This window comes from Rhodococcus sp. NPDC079359 (assembly GCF_040702585.1).
Classification (GTDB): Bacteria; Actinomycetota; Actinomycetes; order Mycobacteriales; family Mycobacteriaceae; genus Rhodococcoides.
In genome coordinates, this window is sequence record NZ_JBFBLH010000001.1 from 816,150 (window position 1) to 830,364 (window position 14,215).

At 63.2% G+C, this 14,215-nt stretch carries 11 protein-coding genes and 1 pseudogene; 10 read left to right on the top strand and 2 right to left on the bottom strand.

The annotated features are described in order from the left end of the window. Positions 1-94: 94 nt before the first annotated feature. From AB0362_RS03710 to AB0362_RS03720, 3 genes are all read left to right on the top strand, one after another. A complete protein-coding gene (locus tag AB0362_RS03710; RefSeq protein WP_366234815.1) occupies positions 95-1,543 on the top strand; it encodes an alanine/glycine:cation symporter family protein in 1,449 nt (482 codons plus the stop codon). A gap of 87 nt (positions 1,544-1,630) precedes the next feature. Then, positions 1,631-3,235 carry a DASS family sodium-coupled anion symporter gene (locus AB0362_RS03715; RefSeq protein ID WP_366234816.1) on the top strand — a complete coding sequence of 535 codons (1,605 nt, stop codon included), beginning with the start codon at positions 1,631-1,633 and terminating at the stop codon, positions 3,233-3,235. A gap of 186 nt (positions 3,236-3,421) precedes the next feature. After that, entirely contained in the window at positions 3,422-5,485 is a 2,064-nt protein-coding gene (locus AB0362_RS03720) for an AMP-binding protein (RefSeq protein ID WP_317785018.1), read from the top strand. A 3-nt stretch (positions 5,486-5,488) separates the two neighbouring features. Here the strand turns inward: AB0362_RS03720 and AB0362_RS03725 are convergent, their stop codons facing one another. Then, entirely contained in the window at positions 5,489-6,229 is a 741-nt protein-coding gene (locus AB0362_RS03725; protein WP_366234982.1) for an SDR family NAD(P)-dependent oxidoreductase, read from the bottom strand. An 8-nt stretch (positions 6,230-6,237) separates the two neighbouring features. Between AB0362_RS03725 and AB0362_RS03730 the strand changes: the two are divergent. The 4 genes and pseudogenes from AB0362_RS03730 to AB0362_RS03745 form a co-directional block, all read left to right on the top strand. After that, positions 6,238-6,741: pseudogene (locus AB0362_RS03730) on the top strand (transcriptional regulator); the annotation flags it as partial. A 401-nt stretch (positions 6,742-7,142) separates the two neighbouring features. After that, a complete protein-coding gene (locus AB0362_RS03735; RefSeq protein WP_317785015.1) occupies positions 7,143-7,370 on the top strand; it encodes a hypothetical protein in 228 nt (75 codons plus the stop codon). 79 nt (positions 7,371-7,449) lie between these two features. Continuing rightward, entirely contained in the window at positions 7,450-7,893 is a 444-nt protein-coding gene (locus AB0362_RS03740) for a carboxymuconolactone decarboxylase family protein (RefSeq protein WP_317785014.1), read from the top strand. A 50-nt stretch (positions 7,894-7,943) separates the two neighbouring features. Next, a complete protein-coding gene (locus tag AB0362_RS03745; protein ID WP_068047343.1) occupies positions 7,944-8,762 on the top strand; it encodes a DNA-formamidopyrimidine glycosylase family protein in 819 nt (272 codons plus the stop codon). A 295-nt stretch (positions 8,763-9,057) separates the two neighbouring features. Here AB0362_RS03745 and AB0362_RS03750 read toward each other — a convergent pair whose 3' ends face one another. Next, entirely contained in the window at positions 9,058-9,522 is a 465-nt protein-coding gene (locus AB0362_RS03750) for an SRPBCC family protein (RefSeq protein WP_068047344.1), read from the bottom strand. A gap of 274 nt (positions 9,523-9,796) precedes the next feature. Between AB0362_RS03750 and AB0362_RS03755 the strand changes: the two genes are divergently transcribed. The 3 genes from AB0362_RS03755 to AB0362_RS03765 are packed head-to-tail and all read left to right on the top strand — an operon-like array spanning position 9,797 to position 14,207. Next, positions 9,797-10,741 carry a methionyl-tRNA formyltransferase gene (locus AB0362_RS03755; RefSeq protein WP_366234817.1) on the top strand — a complete coding sequence of 315 codons (945 nt, stop codon included), beginning with the start codon at positions 9,797-9,799 and terminating at the stop codon, positions 10,739-10,741. Next, positions 10,738-12,450: an ABC transporter ATP-binding protein gene (locus tag AB0362_RS03760; protein ID WP_366234818.1), complete on the top strand. Its 1,713-nt coding sequence runs from the start codon at positions 10,738-10,740 to the stop codon at positions 12,448-12,450. Before AB0362_RS03755 ends, AB0362_RS03760 begins: the two co-directional genes overlap by 4 nt. Then, positions 12,447-14,207: an ABC transporter ATP-binding protein gene (locus AB0362_RS03765; protein WP_366234819.1), complete on the top strand. Its 1,761-nt coding sequence runs from the start codon at positions 12,447-12,449 to the stop codon at positions 14,205-14,207. The genes AB0362_RS03760 and AB0362_RS03765 overlap by 4 nt, the downstream gene beginning before the upstream one ends. The last annotated feature ends 8 nt before the right edge of the window (positions 14,208-14,215 follow it).

Here is a 14,215-nt window from a genome sequence, read left to right on the forward strand (position 1 = left end):
TGGGTGCAAACTTTCGACCATCTGCGAGTAATGTGCTGTCGACGCACCCACACACCGAGCACTCCAGGATGGCACCGTGGATACCGTCAGTTCAGTGATCGACTTCTTGGCAGATCGTCTCTACAGCGTCTTCCTCATCTACTTGTTGATCGGCGTCGGACTGTACTTCACCGTTCGCACCAAATTCGTTCAGATTCGACTTCTTCCGTCGATGTTCAAGGCAATCGGCGGATCTCGGTCGAATGCCGAGGGCGGCATCTCGGCGTTCCAGGCCTTCTGTGTCGGCCTGGCGTCCCGGGTGGGTACGGGAAACATCGCAGGTGTTGCCATCGCGATCACTCTCGGCGGACCGGGTGCAATCTTCTGGATGTGGCTGGTCGCGGTGGTCGGCATGGCGACGGCGTTCATCGAGGCGACTCTGGCGCAGATGTACAAGGTGCGCAATCCCGACGGCAGCTTCCGGGGCGGTCCCGCCTACTACATCCAATTGGGTCTGGGTTCGCGTCGATGGGGAATCGTCTTCGCGTGCCTGCTGATCTTCGCTTTCGGCTTCGCGTTCAACATGGTTCAGGCGAACACCATCACCGAATCGTTCTCGTCCACGATGAACATCGATGCCGGGTGGATCGCGGTGTTCCTGGTGGTGCTGTCTGCTCCGATCCTCTTCGGTGGTGTCCGGCGAATCGCGCGGGTGGCCGAGTACCTGCTCCCCGTCATGGCTCTGGTGTACGTCTTGCTCGCACTGGTGATCGTGGCGATGAACATCGGCGAGATCCCGACGGTCTTCGGTCAGATCGTCTCCAGCGCATTCGGTTTGAACGAGGCGATCGGCGGCACGACGGGCGGAATCCTGGCCGCCATGCTCAACGGCGTCAAGCGCGGACTGTTCTCCAACGAGGCAGGCATGGGCAGCGCGCCCAACGCCGCAGCGACCGCGACGGTGTCCCATCCGGTGAAGCAGGGTCTGATCCAGTCGCTCGGAGTCTTCTTCGACACCATCGTCATCTGCAGTGCGACAGCGTTCATCATCCTGGTCTCGGGCGTGTACGACATCAGCAACCCGAGCGGAGTGGCGGGCGCGGTTCTGACTCAGGACTCGATCTCAGCTCAGCTGGGCACGTGGACCACGATTCCGATGACACTGTTGATCTTCACGTTCGCGTTCTCCTCGATCCTGGGCAACTATTCGTACGCCGAGATCAATCTCAATTTCCTCGGAGTCGAGGGCAAACTGCTGAACCTGTTGCGCACCATCGTCCTTGCAGCCATCGGCTTCGGCTCCCTGTCCGCGCTGACGACGGTATGGGCACTCGCGGACGTCGCCATGGCGGCAATGGCAACCGTGAACCTGGTAGCCATTGCGCTGCTGGGCAAATGGGCCTTCGGTGCGCTGGCGGACTTCGAGGCGATGCGGCGCGAAGGTCGCGACGACAAATTCGTCGGACGCGGAAACAGTCATCTGCCGGGCGACCTACCCGGCGACGTGTGGGACCCGGTGCTCGACAACGATCCGGCGGCGAACAAGCCCGACGTCGCGCAGTAAGCGAGGCGCGCGTCGACACTGTTCGATTCGGACCTTCCGGACAATTCACGCGTTAGGGTGATGAAACGTCCACACCGAGGAGGTTCCATGACGCAGGTCGGCGACGACGAGAAGGCCGGGCGCGCATCCGAAGGCCACGCGTTCGACGAAGTGGATCGGAGATCGGCCGGAGAACGCGAAGACGAAGTGCAGCCCGGCCGCCGCAAGCGGCAATGGGTCGGACTCGGCGCAGGCGTTCTGTTGGCACTTGTCGTCTATCTGGTTCTCCCGGAGGACGTGGCGCACCCGGCACGGCTGACCGCAGCCACCGCGGTATTGATGGGCATCTGGTGGATGACCGAGGCAGTGCCCATCCCGGCGACCGCACTGCTACCCCTCGTCATCTTTCCGGTATTCGATTCCGGCGTCGTCGTAAACGACGTGGGTGCCTCGTACGGCAACAACATCATCTTTCTGTTCATGGGCGGCTTCCTCCTGGCGCTGGCCATGCAACGGTGGAATCTGCATCGCCGTATCGCGCTGCTGACGGTCAACGCCATGGGCACCAAACCGACCATGGTGATCGCCGGGTTCATGATCGCGACCGGCTTTCTGTCGATGTGGGTTTCCAACACGGCCACCGCTGTGATGATGATTCCGATCGGTGTCTCGGTCCTCGTTCTGGTTCTCGACATCGGCAGGAAGGCCGGAGCTGTACCCGGCTCCGACGGTGGAACGAGCCCGGACGCCGAGACCATCACGCAGGCCGTCATCAAGAGCAACTTCGGCACCGCTCTGATGCTCGGTATCGCCTATGCGGCATCGATCGGCTCACTCGGAACGATCATCGGCACCCCGCCCAACACCTTGCTGGTCGGCTACCTGGAGGGGCAGGGAATCACCATCGGATTCCTGCAGTGGATGATCGCCGGCGTTCCGCTCGCCGTGATCCTGCTCGTGATCGCCTGGTTCCTGTTGACCCACGTGATGTTCAAGCCGGAGATCGACGACATACCCGGCGGCAAACAGCTGATCAGAGGTGAACTGGACGCCCTGGGCAGGATGTCGCAGGGAGAGATTCGGGTCGCGATCATCTTCTGCCTGGCGGCCGCTTCCTGGGTGGGGGTTCCGTTGCTCTTCGACAGCCCGCCGATATCCGACACCGGCATCGCCATGACCGCAGCTCTCCTGCTGTTCCTGCTTCCCAGCGGCAGCAAGAAGGGTGTGCGTCTGATCGATTGGGAGACCGCCGTCAAACTCCCGTGGGGCGTGTTGTTGCTGTTCGGCGGCGGGCTCGCCCTGTCGGCACAGTTCGAGTCCAGCGGCCTGACGGAGTGGATAGGTAGCGTCGCAGGCGGTCTCGACACGATTCCGGTGGTCATGTTGGTCGTCGTCGCCACGGCCGCGATCATCTTCCTGACCGAGATCACCAGCAATACCGCGACGGCGGCGACTTTCCTCCCGGTAGCAGGGGGCGTCGCGATGGGCATGAACATCGACATTCTGGTCCTGACCGTCCCCGTAGCGCTGGCCGCGACCTGTGCGTTCATGCTGCCGGTCGCGACTCCACCGAATGCGGTGTCCTATGCCAGTGGATACATCACGATCGGTCAGATGATGCGTGGTGGTTTCTGGCTCAATCTGATCGCCATCTCGTTGATCACCATCGCCGCGTACACGGTGTTCGCATGGTCGCTGGGCATCCAGTTCTGACGCGCTGGACAGGAGAAAACCACGATAAAAGACCAACTTCGGCTGATTTCACCCAGACAAGCGTGCTTCGGGTTTACGATGACGACTTCATCCAGGCGGATGACCCGTTCCAGGTGCGCGCCGCCATCCCCTGGTCGGTGTTGAGTCGGCGTCCCTGCCGGCTCGGCAAGGTACGGGGGGTGGGGCATGGTCTCGGACGTCATCGACTGCAGCACGGTCTTCGCACACGACATCGAGCAGGTCTGCGGGGTCTTGAGCGCGGTCGAGCTGTTCCCACGCTACTTCCCCGGGCTCGACTACTGCGTGCTCCGTGAATCCACGGACGGCTACCGGTGCGGAGTCGGCGGTGTCGAGCACGCCCTCGACCTGGTGGTGAACAGGCGAAACCGGCCGATAATCACCATCGAGCACGTCGAGTCCGGCGGATTCATCAGATTCACCCTCACTGCGCGCTCGGCAGGCGAGACGAAGATCGATGTCACTGTGTTCAGAGCTGGCCTCGGCGGGTCGTACTCGCCCCAACCCGAGCACAACCGCGCGGTGGTCGATTGGGTGATGGGTGGTCTGCGCCGACTGGACAACTGCCTCTCCGGCACCTCGACGTCGATCGTGTCCAATACCGGGGATTCTCGGTCACTCCCGTTGGCAATCATGAAGACGATGGTGGGAACCGGCGTCATTCGTGCTGCACGTCCCGACCGCGCGTACAAGCAGCTGAACTCACTGGCGAAATGGGGCTTCACTCTGGGCGGAGGCTTCGCGGCCGCAGCAGCGAAGTCGCCGAACGCGATTGCCTTGATCGACGATCGAGGGACCCGTACTTTCGCAGAGATCCACCAGCGATCGCACCGCATCGCCGCAGGTCTCGATGCGGCCGGAATCAGTCCTGGTAGCACCGTCGGCATTCTGGCTCGAAACCACTCCGGGATGATCGAGTGCACCGTCGCGTGCGGCATGCTCGGGGTCGAGGTGGTCCTTCTCAACACCGGTCTCGCTGCCCGCCAGATCGAGACCATTTCCGCCCGACACCAGCTCCGAGTGCTGTTCGTCGACGACGAGTTCGACTCGATGGTTCGCTACCTGCCCGACGACGTCACTCGTGTGAGCCTTTCTTCCCACACTGCCGTTCCGCGTCGACGCACCCTCGAACACTTCGTCGCAGCACCGTCCGCGACGTTCACGAGGCCGGACAGACCCGGTTCGGTGGTCGTGTTGACCTCGGGAACCAGCGGGTCACCGAAGGGTGCGGTTCGTCCCACACCGAAGGGCTTCGGAACTGTTGCAGCCATGCTTTCTCGCATGCCCCTCCGGATGAACGAGACGATGTTGATCGCGGCACCGATGTTCCACAGCTGGGGGTTGGCGGCACTGCAGATCAGTACGCCGCTGCGCGCCACGGTGGTTCTTCAGGATCGATTCGATCCGGAGGACTGCTTGCGGGCTATCGAGGCGCACCGTTGTACCTCGCTGATCGCAGTTCCGATCATGCTGCAGCGGATACTCGACCTGCCCGACGAGATCCGATCACGCTACGACACTTCGAGCCTGCGAGTCGTCGCATGCAGTGGGTCGGCATTGACCGGATCGACCGTGAGCCGCTTCATGGACGTCTTCGGTGACGTCCTCTACAACTTCTACGGTTCCACCGAGGTCTCGTGGGCAACGATCGCCACCCCCGAAGACCTACGCGCCGCCCCCGCCACTGCCGGGCGCCCTCCTCTTGGTACAACGGTCGCGGTACTCGACGCGGACGGTACTGCCGTTCCGGTGGGAACCCTCGGTCGAATATTCGTCGGCAACGACATGCTCTTCGACGGGTACACCAACGCCCAACCGCCGTCGACGGCGTCCGCCCGCGGAGCTGCGCTGATGGATACCGGCGACCTGGGGTACATCGACTGCAACGGGCGGCTGTTCGTCTGCGGCAGGGATGACGAGATGATCATTTCCGGAGGCGAGAACGTCTTTCCCGGCCCTGTCGAGGATGCCATCGCCAATCTTCCTCAGGTCGGCGAGGTCGCGGTCGTCGGTGTGCCCGACAGCGAATACGGGCAGCGTTTGGCCGCATTCGTCGTCGGCCGCGGATCAGCGGGCCTCGATGCGGACATGGTGCGCGCCTACATCCGAAACCGTTTGAGCCGCTTCTGCGTTCCCCGTGACATCACATTCCTCGACGAACTGCCCCGAACCGCGACCGGCAAGGTGATGAAGAGGATGCTGATCGAGCCGCCTACCGCCGCTGGGATGTGATCGTCATTCGACGGCACGGGCCGCAATGGCCCAGAGCCGTTCGGCAACATCGAGATCGAGGGCGTACGAGGCCACGGAGTTCGCCAGTTGAGTGATGTCGGTAGGTCTGTGATCGACGGCGATCGCTTCCTGATTGTTGTTGAAGTAGCGGCCACCGATGCCATCCAGTTGTCGACTGGTAGCGACCATCACAGATGTCGACGCGCCTTGTGCCGGGGTCTTCTGCAGTTCGATGGGAGTGGCGAGCGTGCCACCGACATGGCGTTGCAGAGAGGTCGCGATTGCTCCCGGGTTCACGGAGTTGACCGTGATTCCGTCGTCCGCCCACCGTGAGGTCGCGGCCACTCCGAACAGAACGACGGCAGTCTTGGACTGACCGTAGGCCTGCAGCGGGTCGTAGGGCCGGAAGCGAAAGTCGATGTCGTCGAACACTACCGGCGAGAACAGGTGAGCCGAGGAAGAAACCGACACCACCCGCGCACCGTCGGCGAGCCGCAGGGCGCCGCGAAGGCCTGTCGTGAGGGCGAAGTGGCCGAGGAAATTGGTCGCGAACTGCCTTTCCCACGTGTTCTCGACCAGGGTCAGCTCTTGGATGGCCATGACACCCGCGTTGTTGACGAGCAGATCCAGGGGCTCGTCCCACGCGTCGACGAATGCTCTCACCGATGCGGTGTCGGTGAGGTCGAGCTCGCGTACGTCTATCTCGGAATTTTCGGTGTCGGCGACGATCTCCGGAGCGAGTATCGGCCGGAACTCTTCGGTTTCTCGACGCGTTGCCGATGCCGGCGTTGATTCACGATCGCCGCTTCACGGTGTTGGCCGCGAATCGAATGGGAACGGCGTTGTCTCCCAACAACTCCCCCGGGGTCAACCTGCTCCGTGCGGTATTTCTCGATGCCGACGAGCGAGAGTTGCACCGCGACTGGAGCCGCGTCACCACCGACGCCGTGGCTGGAATTCGGGCTGTCTCGGCGACGCATCTCGACGACGAGGTCCTCACCGCACTGGTCGGCGAACTGTCGATCGCGAGCGCGGTGTTCAGGCAGCTGTGGGCGCGCCATGACGTAAATCTGAGAACGGGCGGCACCAGCCTTCTCGATCACCCGGAGGTCGGACCCCTCGACCTTCGGCACGAGAAACTGACCGTTGCGGGTACCGATGGCCAGACCCTGGTTGCCTATCACGCCGAACCGAACAGCCCCTCGGCCGATGCATTGCAGCTCTTGGGCACCCTCGCCGCCCACGCACACCGTTAGGAGTCGCTCGGTCGCCGCATTTCGCCGATCGTTCGCTTAGTGCCGCGCTTTGTATCTACTATCTCAGTTGCTTGACTATTCAGAATCTGAGATTGTTGATCGCCGACACGGGAGGAACGCGAATCGATATGTCGAAGGCATCGGAAGGCCCCCGAGTGGGAAGGCCCTCGCAGGAACGGGGCGAGCATTCTTCTTTTCTTCAGCTGTTCCTCGAAGCAACTCGTGCAGAACAAGTCTCCGACGACATACAACCTGCGCGGGACGACCGTGACGGAGGGACAGTTTCTTCGCGCTGAGCGGAGCGAAAGACACCTACGTCCCGGTTCCACCACCCGAGCAGGTCCCAGGTCTCATAATCGACAGAGGCCGGTCGGGTTTCGGAGATGAGGATCGGAGACATCATGGACACATCGTTGGCAGTCTTTGCCGTGGTCGCAGGCTTCGCAGTCGTTCTGGGTGCCTTCGTATTGATCGCACGCCTACTTCGCTCGCGCATGCGGCGCGGCCGTTTTCACGGAATCGAAAGCGCTGTCGGAGGATCGGCCTTCATGGGCTCGCCTCGCGAGCGTGGGATCACTCCACCTGATCACGGTGATCCACGCACGCACACCGAACAGAGCGAGCCGTGACCGACTTCGCTTCCGCCTGAGGTTCCGCGGGAACCCCTGCCATGATCTGTCGACACGCAGACGAAGGAGAGAATCCACCATGATCGACGACGAGGCCACGAGTCGAAACAGGGGGCCGCGCTTCGAGGACGGGCTCGAGGTCCGTCGAAACGTGATGGGCCACGAGTACGTCGAGAAGGCGTTTGCCAGTGCCGCCGACACCGACTCCGCTGCCCTGCAGGACTTCGTCACCGACACCGTGTGGGGCGGCGTGTGGACGCGGCCCGGCCTCGACAACCGCAGTCGGAGCCTGCTCAACCTCGGCATCCTCATCGCGCTACGCGCCCACGAGGAACTCGCAGGACACGTACGCGGAGCTCTCCGCAACGGCCTCACCCGAACTGAAATCACCGAAACTGTCGTCCACACGGCGGGGTACTGCGGTGCGCCTGCGGCGCTGGCTGCGATGCGCGTCGTGCAGAAGGTGCTCGATGCCGAACTGGGTCCGCTGGTGCCCGCGAGGGACGACGAACGAGCCGAATGATCGACGGCGGCACCCGCGCATAGTGTCGACGAAGTGGGTACACCGGGTGCATGCCGGAATTACCCGAAGTCGAAAACGCCCGACAGGTCGTCGAGAAAGCTCTCGGTCGCGTCATCGTCGACATCGATGACACCGATACTTTCGAGTGCCGACCTCATATGCCGGGCGATATTGCCGGCGCACTGATCGGCGGGAAACTCACCGAGGCGCGTCGACGCGGTAAGGCGATGTGGTGCGAGACCGTCACGGCCGACGGCTCGAGCGGGCCGACCCTCGGCATACACCTGGGCATGGGCGGACGCGTCATCGTCACCGCTCCCGACGGCGAGCGGACGTCGCAGTACGGAGGCGGCGATCCCCATGTCGGCGAGCGCCCGACCGACAAGCCGGAGTGGACTCGGTTCTCCATGACGTTCGACGATGGTGGACAGCTCCGGCTCTTCGACAAGCGCCGCCTCGGCCGGGTTCGACTCGAACCCGACATCGACGCTCTCGGTCCGGATGCCGCGGAGATCACGCGCGACGATTTCCGCCACCGAATCGGTTCCAGCGGTGCACCTCTCAAGGCACGACTGCTCGATCAAGCGGCGATAGCGGGGGTCGGCAATCTACTGGCCGACGAGGTGCTGTGGCAGAGCGAGCAATCCCCGTCCAGGCGGGCCAACACGCTCACGACGGAGGAGCTCGACGAGCTTCGTGTTGTTCTGCGTCGCGCTGTTCGATCAGCCACGAAGAAAGGTGGAGTGCACACCGGGGAGATCATTCCGTTCCGAAAAACCGATGCGGCGTGCCCGCGATGTGGTGCCCCGATGGCACGCGGAACGGTGGGCGGCCGCACAACCTGGTGGTGTTCTCGTGAACAGTCCTGATCCGATGCATCGCGCGGGACGTGCCCGATAATGCTGTAAGACCGCATTTTTCGAAATTGTCACACGAGATCGCATTCAGCGAAGACTTACCGGACGCCGACCTCCCCGACGAGGCGCGCACCGAACTCGTAGCGAACAAGTTGCCGCCGGTTCCCACGAGCTTCGCCGTGGAGTCGACCGCACGGCCACTTCCACGTCGACGGACTCCCCGCGGCGTTGGATGCCGATAGAGAGTGTCGACGCCACAGCGTTCTACGGCTGAGCTGAGGCTGTGCGTCCCAGAAGAGTCGTTGGGTCAGGACGTCGCTTCGACCGCGAGGCGACCCAGTGTGTCGTTCAGCTGATCCTCGGTGACCAGAGGGAACTTGATCTGCTCGAGCAACTTCTTGTCGGTGACCTTGGACCAGTCGTAGGTATGACGGACCAGCGTCTCGTTCGGGCCCTGAGACTCGAGCTCCCACAGCCACTCCCAGCCGGGAGGCTCGTTGCCTGCGGGTGCCGTCGTCCATGCGACCAGCTTGTCCTTGATGTAGCCCGTCACATGGTTGTCGGTCTGGTACTCGCCGCCCATGTGATCGCCCTGCATGTTCATCGTGAACTTCTCGCCGACCTTCTGAATTCGGTCGGCGTGGTCGACACTTCGTACGAAGCCTGATCCATCGAGCGCCTGATGACGCTCGGGGTTGGTCAGCACGTCGAAAACAGCGTCGACGGGAGCTTCTATGGTTCGTTCGACTGTGACTTTCGTGTTGTCTGTCATTCTTCCTCTGTGCCCAGAGTTCGACACGTTCAATCGCGGCACCGCCGGAAGATTCGATCGAACCGTCGTCACACCGCGTCCCAACTGGGCTTTTTCGTCGACGTCTCTGCAGCTCGGGGCCACTTCGCCCACCCACCCGAACCTGTAGTTGATGGTAGGCTAGCCTAACTATCGGCTCGGGGTGATCGATCGCGTACGACGCGAATCCTCGGTGGCCACGTACAAGGCGAGGCACTGTGCCACTTCGTCGGAGCAGAGACATGGAGATGAGCCAATGCGGGTAGTGCTGTTCGGTTTCCAGACTTGGGGTCACAAGACGTTGCAGACGCTCGTGGATTCACGCCACGACGTCGTCGCGGTAGTGACGCATCCGGTCAGCGAGCAAGCGTACGAGAGCATTTGGTCCGATTCCGTCGAAGATCTCGCACGCAATCACGGCATCGAGGTGTACTTGGCGAAGCGTCCCGACAAAGCGCTGGAGGAACGTCTGCAGCTGTGGGCACCGGACATCATCGTTGCGAACAACTGGCGGACCTGGTTGCCTCCCGAGATTTTCGCGATGCCTACGCACGGCACGGTCAACCTGCACGACTCATTGCTTCCCGCCTTCACCGGATTCTCTCCGGTGATCTGGGCGCTGATCAGTGGTGCCGCCGAGACCGGACTGACGGCGCACCGAATGGACGGCGAACTCGACACCGGCGATGTCATCACCCAACGAGCGGTTCCGATCGGACCGAGGGACACCTCCACCGATCTCGTCGAGGCGACGATCGACTTGATCCCCGAGGTGCTGCTGGACGCACTCGAGAGTATCGAGAACGGCACGGCCACATGGACTCCGCAGGATCTGACGAAACGGACGTTCTTCCACAAACGACACGAGTCGGACAGCTGCATCGACTGGACCTGGCCTGCCGAGGACCTGGACAGATTGGTTCGTGCGATGTCCGATCCTTATCCCAACGCCTACACCTTCCACAAAGGCCGAAAGCTTCGAATCATCACCGCTCACGTCTCGGACGGCATCTACGGCGGAACACCCGGTCGGATATTCATCAGGGAGGGCGCGGGAATGGTGATCGTGTCCGGCCCCGACGCCCACCGCGGCACCAACCACGGACTCGTCATAGATCGCGTGCGCACGGAGAATGGGGACGATGTCGATGCGCTCGACTATTTCGTGACCGGCGGCGGCTACCTCACGCCCACGGCATGAAGGACGACGTGACAGGCGGGCGAATCGTCCGTCGAACACTGACGCGCAACAAGCGCAGAGTGAGCATCGGAACACTTCTCATCTGCATCCACCAGCTTGCCGAGACTGCAGTTCCGATCGCGTTGGGGTGGATCATCGACTCGGCGATCTCCTCGGGCGACGTCCCCTGGTTCGTCCTCTCGATCGTCGGACTTGCAGCGTTGTTTCTCTGTCTGACAACGGCTTACCAGTTCGGTATGCGGTTCCTCAACGTCGCTCTGCAGCACGAGGCGCACCGCATACGAATGGAGGTCACCGGTCGAATTCTCGATCCGCGTGGCCTGGACACAACTCTGCGGGGTGGTGAGCTACTGACCATTTCCAGTACCGACGCCGAACAGTCGGCATGGTTCCTGGATCTGTTCCCGCGCATCGCGGCCGCTGCCACCGCCGTCGTCGCCACGGCCATTGCGTTGATGGTCATCGACGTGCCGTTGGGACTCGCCATCTTCATCGGCACCCCGATCTTCGTCGCCGTGCTTCAGCTCGTCGCACCGCGGGTGACCAGGCGGGCGGCCGAGCAGCAGCGAACGGTCGCCGAGGCGACTGCGCTGGCCACCGACCTCGTCAGCGGGCATCGGTCGATCGAAGGTATCGGCGCGGAAACCGTAGCGGCGACGCGCTATCGACAAGCGAGCGCGAAAGCCCTCGGTGCAGCACTGCTCACGGCGAGATCGCTGGCGACGCAATCGGGGATCACCACCGGCGTGAGCGCGGTGGTTGCTGCATCCGTCGCGGGGCTTGCCGGCTACTTCGCTCTCATCGGACGCATCACCGTCGGAGAATTGATTGCCGTCGTCGGTCTGGCGCAATTCCTCATCGAACCACTGGGTGTCTTGTCCTCCACCCCGGCGATCATCGCGCGGGCGCGGGCGTCCGCCGATCGCGTCGCCCTGGTACTGGGAGCGGATCGAATTCTGCACCACGGCAACCAGCACATCACCGGCAAGCGGCTCGATCTCAGCCTCCGCGGCGTCACGCACCGGTACTTGCAGAAGATCGACCTCGACATCGCGGCTGGGGAGACAGTCGGAATCCTGGCGTACGGGTCCGAGGACGCCGAGTCGATCGTGGCCGTTCTGTCCGGGCAGGTTTCGGCTGCCGGCGTCAGCGGCGATGTTCTGCTCGCAGGCACGCCCACCCGCGACATCGAACTCGCGCAGGTCCGAGCGGCAATCGTGGTCGAACCACACGTCTCCGACCTGTTCGCCGACACGGTGAAGAACAACATCACTGTCGGACGCGAATACACCGACCGACAGCTCGATGGAGCGCTTCACGCTTCGGGCGCAGACCAGATCGTCGACAGTCATACCGACGGTCTCGAACAGCGGCTGACCGAGAGGGGCGCCAATCTGTCCGGGGGACAACGACAACGCATCGCGCTGGCACGGGCCCTGTTCGCCGAGCCTCCCGTACTGGTGCTGCACGAACCGACCACCGCAGTCGATTCGGTCACCGAACACACCATCGCTCGGGGCATCGCGACTCTTCGTCACGGGCCCAACGTACGGACCCCGAAAACGACGATCATCGTGACCAGCAGTCCTGCATTGCTGTCCGTGGCTCACCGGGTAGTGGTGATACGTGACGGCCGAATCGCGGCGGACGCACCCCATTCCGTTCTTCTCGAACGGGCCGAGGGCTATGCCGAGGCGGTGCTGCGATGACCGACGACACCCGTCTGCCCATTGCAACCGCCGGACGATCGTGGTCGTGGCTACGCGGACAGCTCGCGGCCAGGCCAGGGCTCGTTGCAGTCACTCCGTTCGTCGGCATCGTCTCCGCCGTATCGGCTCTGGCACCGATCCTGATTCTCGGTCGCCTCGTCGACGAGGTCGTCGCGGGCGCGCCGCCGGGCCGGATCGTGATGGTGGTGGTTCTGGTCATGATCGCCGCAGGCGTCAACGGGGTGTTCGCCGGACTGATGGCTTACCTCGTGGCGAAGCTGGGCGAAGGCGTGGTGGCACAGCTGCGCGAGCAGGTGGTGACCCGAGTTCTCGCGCTCCCCACCCGCACGGTGGAACGGGCAGGACGCGGAGATGTGCTCTCGCGCATCAGCGATGACGTGTCCCAGGTGACCCGCGCCGTCAACGGCGTACTCCCCGCCGTGGTGAACGCGGTGTTGTTGATCGGGGTGTCCGTCGTGACGATGTACGGCATCGACTGGCGTCTCGGGCTGGCCGGCAGTTTGGCACTACCGTTGTACGTCACCGCTCTTCGGTGGTATCTGCCGCGCAGCGGCCCTCTCTACGCAGCCGAACGGGCCGCGATGGGCGACCGTTCGCAGGCGCTGATCAGCAACATCCAAGGCGCGCGCACGGTGCGCGCGTACCGCCGCGAAGACACAGCTGTCGCGTCCGTGGAGACGGAATCCGAACGGGCCAGGGACTTTTCCATCGCCACGTTCACACTGCTGACTCGCTTCGTCGGCAAGGAGAACCGCGCAGAACTGGTGGGTCTCACCATCATCCTGAGTACTGGGTTCTTCTTGGTCAGAGGCGATCTCGTGACTCTGGGCGCAGTCACCGCTGCAACGTTGATGTTCCATCGACTGTTCAACCCGCTCGGTACGGTGCTGTTCCTGTTCGACGATATCCAATCCGCCGGTGCCAGCCTCGATCGTCTCGTCGGCGTGGTCGACATGGCATCGACGCGAACGACAGGGATCGACGCCGAACCTGTCGACGCGACGTTGGAACTATCCGACGTCACGTACGCCTACGCCACCGGGGGCGACGTTCTGCACGGCATTTCGCTCAGCGTTCCCGCCGGAAGTACGGTGGCGGTGGTCGGCTCGACCGGTGCCGGAAAGACGACTGCCGCGCTTCTCGCAGCGGGGTCCCTCGAGCCCGACCGCGGCTCGGTCACGTTGGGCGGCATTCCGTTACGTGATCTCGGTACCGACCGACTCAGGCGGCACATCGCGATCCTCTCGCAGGACGTCCACGTCAGTGCCGGCCCTCTTGCCGACGATCTGAGGCTCGCGGACCCGGATGCCGACGACTCCGCTCTGTGGGACGCCCTCGATCGGGTCCGAGCTGCCGACTGGGTCCGGGCTCTGCCGGAGGGCCTCGACACACGCATCGGGGAGAACGGGCATCCGCTCAGTGCATCCCAAGGGCAGCAGCTCGCACTGGCGAGGCTGATCCTGTCCGATCCCCCGGTCGCAATACTCGACGAAGCGACCGCGGAGGCCGGCAGTAGCGGAGCCCGCCTGCTCGAAGACGCCGCATCGGCAGCGACCGAGGGCCGGACCACGATGATCGTGGCGCACCGGCTGACACAGGCCGTGGCAGCAGACACGGTCGTGGTGCTCGAGCACGGCCGTGTCGTGGAATCCGGCACCCACGCCGATCTCGTGACGGCAGACGGCCGATATGCGCGTCTCTGGTCGGCATGGTCGGGCAGAACAGATGTCGAGTAGACGCACCC